Genomic DNA, 16,945 nt, shown 5'->3' with positions numbered 1-16,945 from the left:
ACTCCTTCCATATATTGAATATTAGTCAATCTTTGGTGCGCAACTCCATGTGATTATGGCCATATCTGTTCCAATATTTGTCAGTTCATGTGGCTCTCCTTCGAATACCAGAATGGCATCCCCCTCATGTAATTCATAAAATTCGGCCGTTGCTGTATTATGCATCAGCACTACACCGCGGCTCACGTAGAAAATCTCATGTCCCTCCGGATGTCCTGAATCAATACCGCCTGTCTGGCCCGGATGTAGTATGGATGATCCAAATGTAATCTTCTCTGTAATTACATACTCTCTGCAAACTTCCGGTCCGTCCAGATATACTCTCGCGTCTTCTTTTTTTATTACTCTCATAATTTCATACCTCTTTATTATTGTAATTACTTGTTTTCTCTTCCTCTACAGATGCAGTCAGTTCTGCCGCCTCATAATGTTCGGCGACTCACACGGCTTATCTCTAGAAATAATAGCTTTCATCATAGCGCAGTGACAACTTTTGATATTTCTCTCCATCCTTTACCTCTGCGAGAAACAAGACATGATCTGTATCCTCAATTTCCGATGTCAGTTCGCAGTGAAGATAACCCGCCGTGCCATTTATAGCCGGAGTGCCATTTATCATCTCATAATCCACACCAATGGATTTATCAAATTCCCGACCTGAAAAACTTCCGCATTTTTTTGCAAGTACCTCCTGTCCATCTGCCAGAATATTGACTGCAAATTTACCGGCATTGTGGATGAGATCAGCTGTCAGATGTGATTTTGCAACCGCAACCAGTATCTTATTAGGACGGGATGAAATCTGGGTCAGCCACGCTGCCGTCATAAAATTAATTTTAGTATTATCTTTTACCCCTAGAATATAAACTCCCTGCGTAATCGCATTCATATAATTCTCTTTTTTCATTTGTATTTCCTCTCTGTAGCTTATCTACATAGCCTCATGGCAACTGCCGTATTTAGACAAACCACTCCATTATTGAACTTAATGATTTATCTAATAGAATTAAAACGTCTTCTCAAAACATCCCGTCAGATCATAGAATAATCTACAGTACATTTCATAATTTTTATCGTATACCGATTTTAGTTCTGGCTGTCCCTGATATTCATGTTTGATCTGAATCATCTTGCCTACAGCATCCTCCACACTTGAAAATACACCTGTAGCTACTCCTGCAAGAATCGCTGCTCCAAGGCAGGCTGCTTCCTCCGATTTTACAGTTACCAGTGTGATATCGTTAACATCTGCCTTAATCTGATTCCAAACGTCACTTTTTGATCCGCCGCCAATTGAACGTACCTCTTTCACGTCAATTCCCATGTCCTTTAATGCAGATAGATTTCTTCTAAGGATAAATGCAAGCGACTCCATAATCGCTCTGGCGAAATGTGATTTCGTATGGTTTATTGTGAACCCAAACCAGACTCCCTTTGCCTTTGAATTGATATCGGGTGCCAGTGATCCTGACAAATGTGGAAGCATAACAAGACCTTCGCATCCCGGCGCAATCTTCGATACTTCATTACTGATTAAATCATATGCATCTGCACCTTTTTGGGCTTCTATAGCCATCTCTGCCGCGCAGAACTTATCACGGAACCACCGAAGTGTCATCCCCCCTGTTGTAAAAGTATGAATCATATAGGTATCCGGAAGTGCAAAATAGTGCAACGGCATCTTTCGGTTAGGATCAAAGACAGGTTTTGAAACCGGTGCGCAGATTGCTAAAGCTGCTCCGATCGTCTCAGAAAACATGCCTTCCTTAATATTTCCGGCACCAATTGCACCGGCTGCCTGATCAAGTGCCCCGGTTGCCACGGTAACACTACATGGCAATCTCAGTTCTTTTCTGACTTGATCGAGCATATCATCGACAACCGTTGCTGATTCGATTACTTCTGCAAGCTGGTATTCACGTATGCCAATGAAATCCAACATTTCTTTCCAATAGCATTTCTTCGTGATATCCCAGTACATTGAAGAACATACCAGTGAGCCTTCTGTGTAAAAGTATCCTGTCATCCTGTATATCAGATAATCCTCTACCAGTAAAAAACGATCTGTTTTATTAAAAATTTCCGGTTCATTCCTTTTAATCCAGAGAATCTTCGGTGCAGGCCAGCATGGCTCAAAACTGACTTGTCCTGTCACCTGATACCCCTGCTCATTGCCGAAATGCTTTTTCATTTCCCTCGCTTCATCTACAGCACGGTTATCCATCCATACAATTGCTTTTCTAAGCACATTTCCTTCTTTATCCACACAAATTAGTGTCTCCCCTTGTGCTGAGATGGCAAGCGAAATATGATCTTTTGCCGTAATTTTATACTTTTCCATAATCTCATCTAGACCATTTTTAAATGCCTGCCAGTATGTTTCTGCATCCACCTCCACATAATTTACGGCTGGAGTTTCAAGAGCATATTCCTGCATCGATACACCGAGCAGGGTGCCAAGTTTATCAAAAAGTGCCACCTTCAGAGCCGTTGTCCCCACATCTAAACCAAGTAATAACTGCATAACTTCCTCCTTTTCCCATATAAGCAATTATCTGATAAATGTCATCTTTATTTTTTTCTCAGCTTCCGGCAATGAAATTCCTGTCTGTTTCCCATTTTCAATACACTTCACCATCCATGCCATATTCTTACCGATTGTACGCATAGTCTGAATGCCCTCCAGATCCTGAAGCATCTCCTCCTGTGTGCGTCCAAAAATCATGTTGTAATAATTTCCCGGCACAATTGGCATTCCCACACACTCAAAATATTTATTTATCACATCAACCGTTGGTGTCATGCCTCCTCTTCTCGCCGTAGCAATCGCCGCAGCCGGCTTCAATCTGAACTGATTCCCAGCCATAAACATCCGATCCAGAAGACTCGTAAGGGTTCCGGTCGGAGAAGCAAAATAAACCGGACTGCCAATGATAAGACCATCACAGTTCTCCATTTTATCAAGCACTTCATTTACAATACTTCCGTCAAACGCACATCTATGTTTTCCAGAGCATGCCCCACAACCGATACATCCCATAACACAGTTTTTTCCAACATGTACAATTTCCGAAGCCACATTTTCTTCTGCAAGAGATTTTGCAATTATTCTTAACGCAGCATACGTGCATCCGTCTTCATTAGGGCTTCCATTAATTAACAATACTTGCATATCTGTTTTACCTTCCTGTTCTTTCTATTTTTCTCCTTTTATTTTTTTACATTTTGTTTTCTTTCTGCACTTCTTTTTCTCCTTTAATATTTCGTGTAAATATAAATGCATTTGTCATACAAATAACTCCGGCAATCAGTTTCGCTGACACAAATGGAACCAGCATCTTTGGTGCTTCCTGAAGTACAAAACCAATCTGGCTTCCAAGAAGTCCCACGCAAGTTACAATCCATGCTGAATTTATAATAATCCCCCGTTTTGTCATATCTTTCATCATGGAAAATGTAGGCACACTGCTTGCAAACGTAAAAAGCAGACCACTGAAGCTTGCCGCATTTAGTCCCATACGATTCCCAATTCTGTCTAACGGAGTGCTTATCTTTCTATTAATCCAGTCCAGAAGCGGCAGCGTACCTGCGAGAATAAATATCATTCCGCAGACGGTAACCATACCATCCATCACCGGTGGCATTCCCGGTATTACTGTGAACCCCGTTAAGTATGTCACTCCTCCGGCAATCAGACCGACCAAACCAATTTTTGCAATTGCATTTCCCAACACTTCCGCCATTCGCACCAGTTGATCTGGGCAAATATAGAATCCTATACTCAGCATAATGGAAATAATCAAAATTGGAATACTGTTGATTACAATCTCCTTCATCGGCATTCCCTGTATAAAGCCCCCTGCGATTGTACCCACCGGAATGGTGACAATTCCCATAAGCATACCCTTGGAAAACAGGTGGAATTCTTCCACTGTAAGTACTGCTTTCGCTACCGGAACTGCAAAGGTTAGTGTTCCGCCGATCATGGCCGCCGGAGCCAGACCAATCATGTCTGCAACAGACTTCGATTCCGCAAGTGATACTGCCATTGGATATCCACCCATATCACATCCCAGAAAAAAAGAAAAACATGATGGATCTGCACCGATAAAATTTGCCACCGGAACGATTGCTGGTTTTAAGAGTGTTGCAAAAACTGGGGTAATCGTCATAATCCCGGCAACGGACAATATCATCTGACCCGTCATGGCAAATCCCTCCCGGAATTTCATTCCCATACGAGAATCCGAATTGAAACAAAATTGAACGCCCCCTAAAACCAGACCGATTGCAATTATTATTTTCATAATGTGATACGATGTCATTTTACATTCCTCTCTTTCGCTCTGCTTCTCCCGTTATACTCTGCAGGACCTGCCAATAACAATTCCATACGAGGGCATAGGAACGTAAACTAACCACAGTATTCTTTCCGCTGCGACCAGCTTTCATTGCCATGCATCCATAGAGAACTGCTATTGGCAGGTCCTGCAGGTGTTTGGTACGCCAGTAGCGTACAAAGCGAGGGCTTTATCGTTACAATTTCTTTTTATAGATAAACCGTTGGCAAATACTGTTTATCAGAAACCGCAACATCAATTATTAGATATTTAGGTCAATTTTAATGTTTCAAATCCCATGTAATCACAGAATTTTTCCATTTCTTTTGTATAATCACCTTCTTTGATTACAAAGTGATGATCCATGCCACCTTTGATCAACTGTTCAATTACAGAAGCTGCCGGTATATCATACTGCAGATTTACAAGCAGTTTTGAACCACCTTCTACCCACTCATCATGTGTTACAGAGAGTGTTCTTCCTCTTGCGATAAATACTTTATAATTTCCGCCATTTCCTACAATTGCACATGTCGTAACAGTATCCATTGCTTTGTGAGGTACACCTACAAATGTCCCCAAATCTCCGCTCGCATTAATCCGAGCTCTGTCAAGGCTGTCTGCCAGTGACATTGGTGTGCTTCCCTCATGTGCGATTGGGATCATATTTCTCTCTTCATCAATACTTCCTGCTTCTCCGAGGGCAACTACTCCACCTTCAGAAAGCTGATTCAATGTGTTGATAATAAATGTATGTCCGAGATCACCTTCTGTATCTACATAAAAGCCTTCATCTCCCAGCCATGATTCTACAAGGTTCATCAGTCCCCCATAGTTTGGATAACACTCTGCTGCGAGAGATGTGAGATGATATTTTTTGATAATCTCTTTTGTAGCCATATAAACCTTTGCATTATACACAAGTGCTTCTTCTGAAGCAACCGATTTACCACTTCTCTTTTTGAGTTCTGCTAATACTTTTTTCGCTTCTTCATCAGAAATTGAATCTGCAATGTCTGTAATTTCTTCCATTTCAAGATGTACAAATGTGACACCTGTCTTAATTGTGAAATCCCATTCCTCTTTACTCATATCCTGAGGCCCTGCAACTCTCCATGTCTGCCTTGGTCCTGCAAGACCAATAATCATATTCTTTGCATTGTCTACTGCCACACCAACTTTTGCATAAGAACGAATTCCTTCGATTACTTTCTCATCTTCTGGCAGACCGTAAACATAATCATATGTATAGCCCATTGCCTTAAGGATAGAACCGTAATGCTGAACACAGCCAATTGAGAAAGTCTCTGTGTAAGGTACTGCCCAGTACATCGTAGGTACCTGAAGTTGTGTTGTGAAAATGTATTTCATAGAATCAATGACCCATGTAATATCCATGACAACTAAAGAATTTACTTTTTCTGCCTTCATTTTTTCGCAGGCGTCAATTGCTGCTGCTGGATCCCATATCAATTCTGGATATACGATAACTTCCATACCTGCTTTTGTAATCTCTTTCTCTGCTCTTGCAAGCAGATCACCGCCTCTTTCGCCGCCGGATTCTACCGGGCTTGCGACTGCAACTAAACCAATTTTAATCTTTTTCATATTTTTCGTTCCCTTTCTGTCCGTTTTACTTTACACCTGCAATTTTCAGTGCTTCTTCAATTCTTGCAGTCTCTTCAGCTGTTGCAGGAACCATAGGAAGTCTTGGATTGCCAGCTGCATGACCTGTCAGCTCAACTGCTTTTTTCAAAAGTGATGGGAAGTTTGATTCATCTCCGATTACACTTGTCAGCGGTGCAAGGCTCCAGTATATTTTCTGCGCTTCTTTGATTTTCCCTTCTTTTACAAGATTAACTATATCAAGTACCTGTTTTGGGGCTACACCTGCTGTTGCAAGAATGATTGCCTGCAAACCGATTGCACAAGAAGGAAGCGTCAGATCGTCACATCCTGTGAACAATGTAATTTCATCTGTGCTGTAATTTCTTAAAATTTCTGCGATAAATGGAAGGCTTCCGCTTGTCTCTTTCATACCAACAACATTTGGGATATCAATCAGCCGGTTGAACATCTCCATGTCAATGTTGATGCCAGTTGCTGCCGGATGATTGTAAAGAATCAATGGAATCCCTGCTTCGCCCAGTGTCTCGTAATGTTTCACCATACCATCTGCTGTTGTATTTCCGATTGGTGAAAGTACCAGTGCTGCGTCAGCTCCTGCTTCTTTAACGTCGTTTACATACTCTAAGGCAACCGCTGTTGTCTGTGCACCTGCACCTGCAATGATTTTACCGTCTCCGATTACTTCTTTAATTGCTTTAATGCCATCAATACGCTCCTGCCTTGTCAGAAATGCGTGCTCCCCTGAAGATCCACTAAAGCATACGCCAGCGCAGCCAACGCTCATATAATATTTCACATTTTCTTTTAAACCTTCCAAATCCATGCTACCATCAGCCTTGAAGGGTGTGATAAGTGCCGGAAATAATCCTTTGAATATGATTGATTTTTTTGTCATTTTTTTGTCCTCCTTGTAATCATGAATTATATTTTGTTTTACTTTTTATATGAACCTCTCTTTCAGAGGGAACATTTAATTTCAAATGTTTTTTCTTTTCAGGTTTATTTCATCAAATTTAATACATATTCGAGATTTTCTCTGAATGATCCATCTTTCACAAAGTTCTTATTGAACAATGCACTTCCCATAGTGTAAGTCCATGGATTCATCTTCAATACTTCTGCCACTCGTTCATCGCTTCCAACACTTCCTGCCAAAATAACCGGTTTCTCAGCTTTTGCAATATATTCTGCGGAAAGCGCTGTTGGGTTTCCATCCACATATCTGTATCCTAGTAAATCTGTTCCGTCGCACCCCTTTGCTGCAAATTCAGCTTCCTGTGCCAGCATCTCTTCTGCCGTTCCTTGAAGAATACTTGGATTCTGTGAGACCTTTCCGGCAAATGGACAGTACTTCAAATCTGTTGTTTTAATATATTCATAAACACTATCATAGAAAAGTGTTCCAATAAGATAATCAAATCCACATTCAACAGCAAGCTTTGCGCCTCTCATACACTCTTCTTCTGTGTAACTTACCACCTCGAGAAATGTTGTCTTTCCTGCTGCTTTCATATTCTGTGTAAGTTCTTTCATTTTTGCAGGTTCCATTCCGTGATCCTTAAAGCCCCAATATTTGACTGGTAAATCTTTTACCTCTTCAAATGTTTCAAATGCATCTGGAACTGTTACATCATTGTTTGTTAACATAACGATTAATTCTGCCATCTTTGTTTTCTCCTTTTCTTTTTTATTGCCTTAATTTTTACTATGCAATTATTGCTTTTGCCTAACATGTGTATATCTTATCTTCCGGATGTCCTTTTTGTCGATTAAGTATCATGACTCCAACATTACTTTTATTGCTTTATCTGCTTCTTTCTATATTATGTGGGTTTTCTTGCTTTTCCTTTCTTGCTTTCCGTATTACTTTTCTTGCTTTTTCGTTCTTATTCATTGTGTATCGAAGCGAATTATGATATAAAAAAAATATCAATTATTGCTTTTAAGAAAAGGAGGAGCTTATCATGGGTGATGCACATTTTCTATCTGCTGCGGAAGTTTATAACGGAAATTATTCCTTTACAAAACGGGACGCATCTCACGAATTCAGCAAAGATCTTCATTATCATGATTTCTATGAAGTACAGTTCTATCTTTCAGAAGTGGAGAACGGCGTAATTGGCGAAATACAGATTAACGGTCAAAAACGTACCCTTATGCAAGGATGTCTTGTCTTAATTAATATGTTTGATCAACACCAGATCAAAATAACGACAGATAAGCCTTATATCAGATACTGCATCTCTTTTGATTCAAGCCTTCTTCTTTTTGCCTGCTCTAACACATGCAACTTATTTAATATTTTTTCAAATTGTGCAGAAATGAAGTACTCAAAACCGTTATCACCTGCACAGATCCGTACCTTCATTAATATTTACAACAACCATGAAAAGCTCTCGTTAAAAAACGGAAGAGAAATTATGGAAAAGGCTTTCATACTGGAAATTTTTGCTCATATTTACGATATGTTCTATGATGGACAGAATATTAGCTCTACCGATTCCAGAAGTATGGAGGTTGTCACAAAGCTGATTGGCTATATCGACACACACATCGCCGAAGATCTGTCTCTGGAGAGTCTGTCAGAATATGTCAGCTTCAGCACATTTCACCTGAGCCGGATGTTCAAGCGCTACACCGGAACCACATTGAATAAGTACATCATTACCAAAAGAATCGATAAAGCAAAATTGCTGCTGCACGGTTCTATGTCAATTACAAATGTAAGCAAAGAAGTCGGCTTTAATAACTATAACCATTTTTACCGGACATTTAAAAATATGACTGGTTACAGTCCTGCCGACTATAAAGATTCGGAAATCAAGGAGGAAATATTATGAAAGAATTTACACAGAAATATTTTGTAGGTGATGCGAATGCCCATTCCAGATCGGTCTACAAAGGAAGCGGATACGACCCACAGGATTTGAATCGCCCACACATTGGTATCGGCAATACATATAGCGAGAATTCTGCCGGACATGCTCATCTGCGTGAATTGGCCAAGGCTATCAAAGCTGCGATCTGGCAGGCAGGTGGTATCCCATTCGAATTTGGTCTGCCATCTACATGTGCAGAAGTAGCCATTGGAACGGATACCATGTGTATGGATCTTGCCATGCGTGATATTGTGGCTTCTGGCATCGAAGTTGTTGCAAGCGTCCAGCATTTTGATGGACTTGTACTTCTATCCGGATGTGATAACATTGTTCCCGGAACGCTCCTTGCTGCTGCAAGACTTGATATCCCTACCATCTGCTGCACCGGTGGCCCTATGCTCTCTGGACGTTTGAACGGCAAACAGTTCCTACAATGTGATGTAACAGAATTTTCGTATGGAAAAATTTCCAAAGGAACAGCTTCAAAAGAGGAAATAGTAGAAGCAGAGTGTCAGGCCTGCCCTTCCATGGGTGCATGTTCTTCACTTGGAACTGCCAATACCATGCAAATTCTTACGGAAGCACTCGGTATGACACTGCCGAATTCTTCCACCATCCCGGCAGTCTACACTGATAAAATCGTAAGCTGCCGCCAGATGGGATGTCGTATCGTGGAAATGGTTTATGAAGATTTGAGACCTTGTAAGATCATGACAAGAGAGGCGCTTGAAAATGCGATCCGTATGAACCTTGCAATAGGCGGTTCCACCAATGCTGTACTGCATATCCCAGCTCTTGCAAATGAACTTGGCATTGATATGACCGCTGACGAGTTTGAAAAATTCAATCGTTCTACCCCTTGTATAGCAAATGTCAGACCAAGCGGCGTATTTGCTGTGGACGATCTTCATTTTGCAGGTGGCGTACCGCAGTTGTTCAAGCAATTAGAGTCACTCGTGAACAAAGACTGTTTAAATGTAAATGGTCAGACATTGGGTGAAATCCTTGAACATGTTGCCAGCAGCCCGAATGATATAATCCGCACTTTACATAATCCTATTTGCAAAGATGGCGGACTTACCATTTTAAAAGGAAATCTCGCTCCAAACGGTTCTGTTATACGTTCCTCAACAGTCAAAGAAAGTATGCAGTATTTTCGCGGCACTGCTAAAGTATATTCCAGTGACAGTGAAGCGCATAAAGCCATCATTTCTGAGGAAGTCAAGCCTGGGGATATTGTTGTTGTTCGCTATGTTGGACCTGTTGGAGCACCTGGAATGGTTGAAATCATGGAAGCAACTGAGGCAATTGTAAATCTCGGACTTGACGAGAGCGTCTCTTTGATTACTGATGGTCGTTTCTCTGGTTTCTGTCACGGACCAATTATCGGCCATGTTTCTCCGGAAGCTGCCAATGGCGGTCCGATTGGTCTAGTAGAAAATGGAGATATTATTACGATTGATATCCCAAACCGCTCTTTGAAACTGGAAGTATCTGAGGAAGATCTTGCGAAGCGACGCGAGAAGCTTGTTCTCCCTGAACCACGTGTAAAAAAAGGGTTCATGAGAACCTATGCAATGAATTGCCTTCCACCAGAAAGAGGTGCAGCAATGCAGAAGTGGAAATAACTTTATGATATATGAATCCTTTACCTAGTTGGGCGTGCCATTCCCCCATTTGGATGCATGACAATGAAAAATCCCCCAGCTGTCTAATGACAAACGGGGGATTTTTCATAAGAATATATCTCATTAGCTTTTTAATTGCATCTCTTTTTCTAAGAATTTTGCCACGCCGTCATTATTACAATCATCCAACACATCATTTACCATCTGTTTCACTTCCTCAAGCGCATTGGCCGGTGCATAGCTTCGATCTGCAACCTCAATCATCGGGACATCATTATAATTATCACCAAATACAACCAATTCATCTGCCTTCATTATTTCTTTAAGTTTTAACAACGCATGTTTTTTACTGGCTTTGTTACTAAACACCTCCAGACAGTATAACTGATTATAAATATTTAAATACAATACACAGCTGACACCCTCAATCTTGTCCACAGCCGCTTTGACAGGTTCCAGCTCCTCTTTCGTTCCGGTTCTGGCAAAGTAGAACACATCTCCGTCTTCCATGTTCTTAGCATAGTCAGATGTAACAGCTACTACATCACATTCACTCAGCGCACGTTCACTATAATATTGTATCTGCGCTTCCAGGTCCTTGCTTCCATAATAAATACGAATTTTGTTGTCTCCAAACAGATACATAAAGCAATCCTGTTTGTTTTCATGAAATGCATTAATCACCTTCTTTGCAGTCACTTTATCAATAGTTTCTGCATGTAGAAATTTCTTTTTTGAAAAATCATAAATAAATACTCCGTTTGTAAGAATACCCGGCGTCTGCAGCTTTAATTTCTCCAGCCGATAATCACATCCATAAGGCATACGAGCTGTTGCTACAGAGAACATCATACCATCCTCAATATATCGGTTAATGACCTCTGTGCTGTATGAACTAATTTTCTTTTTACTATTGAACAGCGTTCCGTCCAGATCAGATATATATAATGTTTTCATAATAAATCGTGTTCTCCTCTCAATCGTGATTCCAAAGCAAATGCTTACTGCATATATGGCAGAAATACTATCTTTTTGCAATTATTAATACTCATTTTCAAGTATCTCCAGATAATCTGTCCTTTCTGCATCTGTGATTTCCCTGATTACGTTGCATGGAACTCCTGCTGCAACTACATTAGCTGGAATGTCATGTGTAATTACACTGCCTGCTCCAATGACTGTATTATCGCCAATTGTAATACCGTAATCCATATGAACGCCTCCGCCCACCCATACATTGTTTCCAATCTTTACGGGTTTTGCATAACATGCTCCGGCCGCACGTTCCTGTGCATTGAATGCATGTCTGGAAGTATAGATGGATACCCTTGGTCCAAAGAGAACATTATCCCCAACAATAATTTCCCCCGGATCCAGCATAACACAACCGAAATTTGCATAAAAATTCTTTCCGAGTGTGATATTAAAACCAAATTCACAGCGAAATCCCGGTTCAAAAAAAGCACCGGCTTCTGCATGTTTTACCAGTCTTGATAAAATCTCCTCCCTTACTTTCGGTTCCTGTCCATAGCTTGAATTGTATTCATCCGTCAATTCGACTGCCCGTTTTCTCGCCTCTACTAACTCTGACGTCAGATCATTGTACATTTTTCCTGATGCAATTCTTGTTTTCTGTTCTTCATAAGTCATAATACTATTTTCCTTTCTGGCTTTCTTTTGGTAAGTTAGGCAATTGCCCTGTTTCCTTTTCAGGGGTATACTTTTCTGCAATGTAAAAATAGCAGCCTTTTACTTTTTATTATAAAGGCTACTATTTTTTATACGATTATTAATTAATGCATCTATATTACATATCTTGCTTTTTTCGCTACTCATTCCTGTTTTACCTGCGAGCTTCTTTCATTCTCGTTTAATTCATTGCGAAACGGCTTCAGGTTTAGATTTAACTAATTTCATAGCGATATATTTGATGTTTCTCTCTGTGCAGGATGATAACGTGCTCCAACACGTTTACTCTTCGCCTGATCTTCTCAACCTCTGAGGACATACGCTGGCAGGCTTTTTTATCTGCAACTTCCAGCATCTTCAGCAGAATATCTGCCAGAGATTTTACTTCCTCCGTTCAAATTACCATATGTGAATGCGAATCCATAAGAATAGATATCATTTCCATTAGTGGTACGGATATTGTATTCAAAGGTTGTCCGCCTTATCATATAGTCGAAGAAAAACAGTGACTTCTCCATCTTGTCTTATTTTCACATTTTCCAAATCTCCAGTTGAAAACCTTCCATTACTGATTTCCCATTTCGGATGGAAATAACTAAAATACTACATTTCTCCTGTACCCTGTATTAATGTACATTCTTATGATTGTAATAAAAATTATTGATGGACAGCCCATTTCAATAACCAAGCATTACTGGGAGATGTAGAACATTAGTAAACAGTATATAATCCGTATTTTGAAAAAAATTATGGTTCCATTCAATGACGATTGATGAATGGAACCATTATTACTTCTCCATATTCATTTTATATTCTTCTGGAATTGATGATGACCAAGGAAGGTGTTTTCTGACAATCTTCCGTATTATTATAATAGTAATCTTATTGCCAGTTTTAAATGTGATCCACTGCCCTATTGTCCCATTCCGGATCGCACCGCGCATGCCTATAAGTTTCCGCTCTGGTGAAAGAGACGACTGTCTTCCTGCCCAAATGATCCAATCTTGCCGGTAAGAAATGCACCGGTTACTTGTCCCTGAGCGCTATAGTTTCTTATGCTACGTTCTGAAACATTACATTTTTTGCTATTTTAGTAACTGAAAGATATCGCATATGCTCTCCTCCGTTGAAAATCGAATCAGTAATTCTCCTAATCTATGTATAGTATATCGTATTATCGGCAATATTTTTCAATTGTTTATATAGATATAAAAGTTTATTGCTGCTTCTGGAAATTTCAAAGCCTTCCTAAAAATTAAAATGCTCTAAACACCTGACTAAAGGTATTTAGAGCATTTTTTAAAAGGCACAGACCGGATTTGAACCGGTGATCAGGGTGTTGCAGACCCACGCCTTACCGCTTGGCTACTGCGCCATAATGACCCCGACGGGAATCGAACCCGTGTTACCGCCGTGAAAGGGCGATGTCTTAACCGCTTGACCACGGGGCCATTGTACAATATAATGCCGCTGCTTTTGCAGTGACCGTTGTTTATATTATCATATCCTTTGGTAAATTGCAAGCCCTTTTTCACAGTTTATTTATAATTGTAAATGTATTGAGAAACAGCAATTGCTATGGTAACATTTAATAAGTCAGTAAAACGTCAAAGAAAACACCCTCTTCTTTGACGAGTCAGGGTGTTTTCTTAACATTCAACAGGTCAACCACGTTTGGCGATTGCTCCTTTTATGTACATAAAATAGCATAAATAATTGATAAAGTCAATTTTTAAAGTAAGCCACAATCAGGTCGACCATCCTTCCATAGCTCTGCACGCCGTCTGACTGTCCGTTTGCCTTGAGGTATGTATCGTTGACTTTATTAGAGACTTCGGCTACTGCACCGTCGTACTTTGCCCAGAACTGATTGTTGGCCTTTAGGTCTGCCTCCACGTTCCCGCCAAGCAGGGAGCGGACTTCTTCCCATGCTTCTGCATCGGCTCTGTGGAGCGCGTTCATGCTGTATACCCAGCCAGACAGGTACCCGCTGTACTGGAAGTCCACTCTTCCTGCGTCCTTGCATGCAAGAAATGCTATAAAGTTGGCTTCTTCTTCCTGCATGAATCCCCTGAGATGGGACAGTTCATGGCTAATTAAAGGGAACAAAAAGAAAGGAAAAGCCAATCCAGACGGTATCAGCGGCAGGCTACAAGAATAAATTGTGATTTCACAAGATTGGTGCTATAATAAGAGAAAAGTTCCTGCCGGGGCAGCCGCCCCGGTGGTATGGATAGAAAGGCAGGAAAACAATATGCACATCAGCTATAAACCACTCTGGCACACACTGTTAGAGCGTGATATGAGAAAAGAGGATTTAAGGCTTGCCGCTGGTATGACAACAAATATGATTGCCAACATGAGCAAAGAGGGAAAGCACATCAGCATGGATACATTAGCCCGTATCTGCGAAACGCTGAATTGTGAGATTACCGATGTGATTGAGTTAGTACCAGACGAGCCTGCTTCCACAGGAGGTAAGGAACATGAGCGAATTGAAACCAAGAATAAAAGAAAACGGAATTGATTATATCCTTGTTGGAGATTACTACATCCCGGACTTGAAGTTGCCGGAGGAACACCGCCCCATCGGAAAGTACGGACGGATGCACCGGGAATATTTAAGAGAAGTCTGCCCAGCCAGATTACACACATTGACCCTGACCGGGGAATTGTGGACATATCTTGCAGACCTGAACGAACAGGCACAGAAACGGTTAGACACCATCATGGAGCAGATGAAAGCTGCCGAGGGCGTGACCGAGGAATTGAAGCGTACCCGTCAAATGGAATGGGTGCAGCGTTGCAATAACATTCACAACCGGGCAGAAGAAATTGTTTTACATGAGATGATTTATTCATAACGGTATGGTAGAATGATTATTACAAATTAGAAGTTGTAAAGGAGACTTTGTATGGGTAGAAAAGAAATAACAACAAAAGAAGATTTAATGAAAGTAATAGAATTATTCGAAAATACTGGAATTACATACTGGTTGGATGGCGGATGGGGTGTAGATATTTTAGCTGGTAAACAAACAAGAATTCATAGAGATATAGATATAAATTTTGATGCTCAACATACGGAAAAATTGTTAAATGTGCTTTTGAATCTGGGCTATAAAATTGATACAGACTGGAAACCGGTTAGAATAGAGTTATATAGTGATGAACTTGGTTACTTAGACATTCACCCGTTCGTTTTAAGTGAGGACGGAACTTCAAAACAAGCTGATTTAGAGGGTGGCTGGTATGAGTTTGAAAAAGATTACTTTGGTAGTGCTTTTTTTGAAGGAAAAACAATTCCTTGTATATCCTTAAAAGGCCAAAGAGTTTTCCATTCAGGTTATGAATTAAGAGATAAAGATAAGCATGATATTTCAATTCTTGAAAGTTTATCAAAATAACATTGCTGTAATTTCTAAGATAAATTCCACTTTATCGCTTTGAAATTTTAACTGAATAAGTATAGCACCAACCGCTGCTACATGGAAGCAAACACAACCATGCAACAGCGGTTTTTCTTTACCGTTTTTTCCTTTGACTGATAGGAGTTCCTGTTTTCTTTGATTTTTGTAGAATCCGAATGAGCCAGCGAAATTCTTCGTCTGACAGATTTTTATAGTTGATGCCGAGCTGCTTGCAGTAAAGGACAACCAGCTTTTCATCCCGACTGCCCTTGAAATTTTCAACCGCTTCCAAATTTTCTTTCAATTCATCGGCAACGGTGGTCTGGGGCGCACTCTCGCTGTCCTTTTTGTGGGCTTCCCGAATATCCCGGATAATGAGATTGAGGTCATCAAGAACCATGTGGCTGAAATATTCATCATCGCTGATATGGGCGGCTTGCAGCACTTTCAAATGCGGGTCGTCTTCGCCGGGGCGATACCGTTCAATGATTTCATGCCGGACAGTATCGACAAGGGCGTTGAGGTTTTGAATCTGCATGGTGGCAATCCCATCTACATAAATCTCAATGTCCGCAAGAAACTTGATAAAGTCCTTATGAGTGGCAAGCTCACAGAGCAGACGGTTGTTAATCCGACCGCCTTTCAGAAGTGCCACCATCTCATCATTCAAATGCAGCTCTGTTAGTGGCGTGTTGATCTGCTCCCGGTTCTCTGTCCGGCACAGCAGATAATCAACGGAAACCCCATAGAAGTCTGCCAGCGTGATAAGGTTGCCATGATTGATTTCCTTATAATCCTCTTTTTCATAACTGCCAAGAGCTGATTTGGAAATGCCCGTCAGCTCTGATAATTCTTCCAGATTTAAGCCTTTGTCCTTGCGGAGTTCCCAAAGGCGTTCCTGTATGCTTGTCGCTCCTTTCATGGGCGCACGCTCCTTTCCGGCGGTTTCATTACTGCCGCTTAACTGGATTATATCATACTTTCCGCAATCGTGGAAATTTCTGATTTTTACCCCTAATTCCTACTTTGTGGACATACGGCACAGGGCACAAAAATGTTCTATGATACAGGTAGTTCATCGATGGATTATTCCAATCGAATGACCAGCCTGTGTGGGATATGCTTCCCCGGCGATGTAGCGCCATGACTTTTGGCAGGGATATGGAGGAACCCTGACCAAAACGAGCGTACCAAAGGGAGCGATACGCCGCTGTGAGATTCAGGGGAGGAACGACACCGGGGAGAACTGGCGAACTGACACCGAAATGATACCGAAACACGACAATCTGATAGGGGGACAGTCTACCCTATCGCTGATACTTCGGGAGATTTTAAGCGGCTCTATGGCTGTAATTTTGCCGAAAATCGCC

General features: G+C 41.0%; 16 protein-coding genes, 2 tRNA genes and 2 pseudogenes. 5 read left to right on the top strand and 15 right to left on the bottom strand.

The window, feature by feature from the left end:
- Positions 1 to 21: 21 nt before the first annotated feature.
- From ABIN22_RS04160 to ABIN22_RS04125, 8 genes are all read right to left on the bottom strand, one after another.
- Complete coding sequence (locus ABIN22_RS04160; RefSeq protein WP_346906805.1) at positions 22 to 351, bottom strand: cupin domain-containing protein; 330 nt, start codon at positions 349 to 351, stop codon at positions 22 to 24.
- A 103-nt stretch (positions 352 to 454) separates the two neighbouring features.
- The gene (locus tag ABIN22_RS04155; RefSeq protein ID WP_346906803.1) at positions 455 to 907 is read right to left on the bottom strand and encodes a flavin reductase family protein; all 453 of its coding nucleotides are present in this window, start codon (positions 905 to 907) and stop codon (positions 455 to 457) included.
- Positions 908 to 1,006: 99 nt separating this feature from the next.
- Complete coding sequence (locus ABIN22_RS04150; RefSeq protein ID WP_346906801.1) at positions 1,007 to 2,524, bottom strand: xylulokinase; 1,518 nt, start codon at positions 2,522 to 2,524, stop codon at positions 1,007 to 1,009.
- A gap of 27 nt (positions 2,525 to 2,551) precedes the next feature.
- On the bottom strand, positions 2,552 to 3,172 hold the full coding sequence (locus ABIN22_RS04145) for a flavodoxin family protein (RefSeq protein ID WP_346906799.1): 621 nt from the start codon (positions 3,170 to 3,172) through the stop codon (positions 2,552 to 2,554).
- A 46-nt stretch (positions 3,173 to 3,218) separates the two neighbouring features.
- A complete protein-coding gene (eutH, locus tag ABIN22_RS04140; RefSeq protein ID WP_346906797.1) occupies positions 3,219 to 4,307 on the bottom strand; it encodes an ethanolamine utilization protein EutH in 1,089 nt (362 codons plus the stop codon).
- Between the two features lie 303 nt (positions 4,308 to 4,610).
- Positions 4,611 to 5,948, bottom strand: coding sequence for a hypothetical protein (locus ABIN22_RS04135; protein WP_346906795.1), 1,338 nt, complete (start codon positions 5,946 to 5,948; stop codon positions 4,611 to 4,613).
- A gap of 25 nt (positions 5,949 to 5,973) precedes the next feature.
- On the bottom strand, positions 5,974 to 6,864 hold the full coding sequence (locus ABIN22_RS04130) for a dihydrodipicolinate synthase family protein (protein ID WP_346906793.1): 891 nt from the start codon (positions 6,862 to 6,864) through the stop codon (positions 5,974 to 5,976).
- A gap of 104 nt (positions 6,865 to 6,968) precedes the next feature.
- Positions 6,969 to 7,634 carry a hypothetical protein gene (locus ABIN22_RS04125; protein WP_346906791.1) on the bottom strand — a complete coding sequence of 222 codons (666 nt, stop codon included), beginning with the start codon at positions 7,632 to 7,634 and terminating at the stop codon, positions 6,969 to 6,971.
- Positions 7,635 to 7,933: 299 nt separating this feature from the next.
- On the opposite strand from ABIN22_RS04125, the gene ABIN22_RS04120 reads away from it, so the two are divergent.
- Both ABIN22_RS04120 and ilvD read left to right on the top strand, forming a co-directional pair.
- On the top strand, positions 7,934 to 8,809 hold the full coding sequence (locus ABIN22_RS04120) for an AraC family transcriptional regulator (protein WP_346906789.1): 876 nt from the start codon (positions 7,934 to 7,936) through the stop codon (positions 8,807 to 8,809).
- Positions 8,806 to 10,476, top strand: coding sequence for a dihydroxy-acid dehydratase (gene ilvD / locus ABIN22_RS04115; RefSeq protein ID WP_346906787.1), 1,671 nt, complete (start codon positions 8,806 to 8,808; stop codon positions 10,474 to 10,476). The genes ABIN22_RS04120 and ilvD overlap by 4 nt, the downstream gene beginning before the upstream one ends.
- Before the next feature lie 123 nt (positions 10,477 to 10,599).
- On the opposite strand, the gene ABIN22_RS04110 is transcribed toward ilvD, so the two are convergent.
- The 6 genes and pseudogenes from ABIN22_RS04110 to ABIN22_RS04080 form a co-directional block, all read right to left on the bottom strand.
- Complete coding sequence (locus tag ABIN22_RS04110) at positions 10,600 to 11,433, bottom strand: HAD-IIB family hydrolase (protein ID WP_346906785.1); 834 nt, start codon at positions 11,431 to 11,433, stop codon at positions 10,600 to 10,602.
- Between the two features lie 84 nt (positions 11,434 to 11,517).
- The gene (locus tag ABIN22_RS04105; RefSeq protein ID WP_346906783.1) at positions 11,518 to 12,126 is read right to left on the bottom strand and encodes a sugar O-acetyltransferase; all 609 of its coding nucleotides are present in this window, start codon (positions 12,124 to 12,126) and stop codon (positions 11,518 to 11,520) included.
- A gap of 258 nt (positions 12,127 to 12,384) precedes the next feature.
- Positions 12,385 to 12,635: pseudogene (locus ABIN22_RS04100) on the bottom strand (V-type ATP synthase subunit D); the annotation flags it as partial.
- 834 nt (positions 12,636 to 13,469) lie between these two features.
- Positions 13,470 to 13,540: transfer RNA gene (locus ABIN22_RS04090), tRNA-Cys, on the bottom strand.
- A 4-nt stretch (positions 13,541 to 13,544) separates the two neighbouring features.
- Positions 13,545 to 13,616 (bottom strand) — tRNA-Glu (locus ABIN22_RS04085).
- Positions 13,617 to 13,890: 274 nt separating this feature from the next.
- Positions 13,891 to 14,262, bottom strand: a pseudogene (locus ABIN22_RS04080) (DUF3810 family protein); the annotation flags it as partial.
- Positions 14,263 to 14,419: 157 nt separating this feature from the next.
- On the opposite strand from ABIN22_RS04080, the gene ABIN22_RS04075 reads away from it, so the two are divergent.
- From ABIN22_RS04075 to ABIN22_RS04065, 3 genes are read left to right on the top strand one after another with little or no spacing between them, the layout of a single operon-like run.
- Complete coding sequence (locus ABIN22_RS04075; protein ID WP_002584334.1) at positions 14,420 to 14,692, top strand: helix-turn-helix domain-containing protein; 273 nt, start codon at positions 14,420 to 14,422, stop codon at positions 14,690 to 14,692.
- On the top strand, positions 14,652 to 15,029 hold the full coding sequence (locus tag ABIN22_RS04070; protein ID WP_002584333.1) for a TnpV protein: 378 nt from the start codon (positions 14,652 to 14,654) through the stop codon (positions 15,027 to 15,029). The genes ABIN22_RS04075 and ABIN22_RS04070 overlap by 41 nt, the downstream gene beginning before the upstream one ends.
- 51 nt (positions 15,030 to 15,080) lie before the next feature.
- The gene (locus ABIN22_RS04065) at positions 15,081 to 15,572 is read left to right on the top strand and encodes a nucleotidyltransferase domain-containing protein (protein WP_002584332.1); all 492 of its coding nucleotides are present in this window, start codon (positions 15,081 to 15,083) and stop codon (positions 15,570 to 15,572) included.
- Between the two features lie 118 nt (positions 15,573 to 15,690).
- Here the strand turns inward: ABIN22_RS04065 and ABIN22_RS04060 are convergent, their stop codons facing one another.
- Positions 15,691 to 16,497 (bottom strand): helix-turn-helix domain-containing protein, encoded by an 807-nt coding sequence (locus tag ABIN22_RS04060; protein WP_002584331.1) that lies wholly within the window; start codon positions 16,495 to 16,497, stop codon positions 15,691 to 15,693.
- Positions 16,498 to 16,945: the final 448 nt, after the last annotated feature.

Origin of the sequence: Faecalicatena orotica, from assembly GCF_905197545.1 — a bacterium.
In the GTDB taxonomy this organism is placed as follows: Bacteria; Bacillota; Clostridia; order Lachnospirales; family Lachnospiraceae; genus Faecalicatena_A; species Faecalicatena_A orotica.
This window is presented reverse-complemented; position numbering and strand designations above follow the sequence as displayed.

Bases quoted from the DNA above. Each gene is read 5' to 3' on its own strand.
- ABIN22_RS04160 (WP_346906805.1), bottom strand. From the start codon at position 351: ATGAGAGTAATAAAAAAAGAAGACGCGAGAGTATATCTGGACGGACCG.
- ABIN22_RS04155 (WP_346906803.1), bottom strand. From the start codon at position 907: ATGAAAAAAGAGAATTATATGAATGCGATTACGCAGGGAGTTTATATT.
- ABIN22_RS04150 (WP_346906801.1), bottom strand. From the start codon at position 2,524: ATGCAGTTATTACTTGGTTTAGATGTGGGGACAACGGCTCTGAAGGTG.
- ABIN22_RS04145 (WP_346906799.1), bottom strand. From the start codon at position 3,172: ATGCAAGTATTGTTAATTAATGGAAGCCCTAATGAAGACGGATGCACG.
- eutH (WP_346906797.1), bottom strand. From the start codon at position 4,307: ATGAAAATAATAATTGCAATCGGTCTGGTTTTAGGGGGCGTTCAATTT.
- ABIN22_RS04135 (WP_346906795.1), bottom strand. From the start codon at position 5,948: ATGAAAAAGATTAAAATTGGTTTAGTTGCAGTCGCAAGCCCGGTAGAA.
- ABIN22_RS04130 (WP_346906793.1), bottom strand. From the start codon at position 6,864: ATGACAAAAAAATCAATCATATTCAAAGGATTATTTCCGGCACTTATC.
- ABIN22_RS04125 (WP_346906791.1), bottom strand. From the start codon at position 7,634: ATGGCAGAATTAATCGTTATGTTAACAAACAATGATGTAACAGTTCCA.
- ABIN22_RS04120 (WP_346906789.1), top strand. From the start codon at position 7,934: ATGGGTGATGCACATTTTCTATCTGCTGCGGAAGTTTATAACGGAAAT.
- ilvD (WP_346906787.1), top strand. From the start codon at position 8,806: ATGAAAGAATTTACACAGAAATATTTTGTAGGTGATGCGAATGCCCAT.
- ABIN22_RS04110 (WP_346906785.1), bottom strand. From the start codon at position 11,433: ATGAAAACATTATATATATCTGATCTGGACGGAACGCTGTTCAATAGT.
- ABIN22_RS04105 (WP_346906783.1), bottom strand. From the start codon at position 12,126: ATGACTTATGAAGAACAGAAAACAAGAATTGCATCAGGAAAAATGTAC.
- ABIN22_RS04075 (WP_002584334.1), top strand. From the start codon at position 14,420: ATGCACATCAGCTATAAACCACTCTGGCACACACTGTTAGAGCGTGAT.
- ABIN22_RS04070 (WP_002584333.1), top strand. From the start codon at position 14,652: ATGAGCGAATTGAAACCAAGAATAAAAGAAAACGGAATTGATTATATC.
- ABIN22_RS04065 (WP_002584332.1), top strand. From the start codon at position 15,081: ATGGGTAGAAAAGAAATAACAACAAAAGAAGATTTAATGAAAGTAATA.
- ABIN22_RS04060 (WP_002584331.1), bottom strand. From the start codon at position 16,497: ATGAAAGGAGCGACAAGCATACAGGAACGCCTTTGGGAACTCCGCAAG.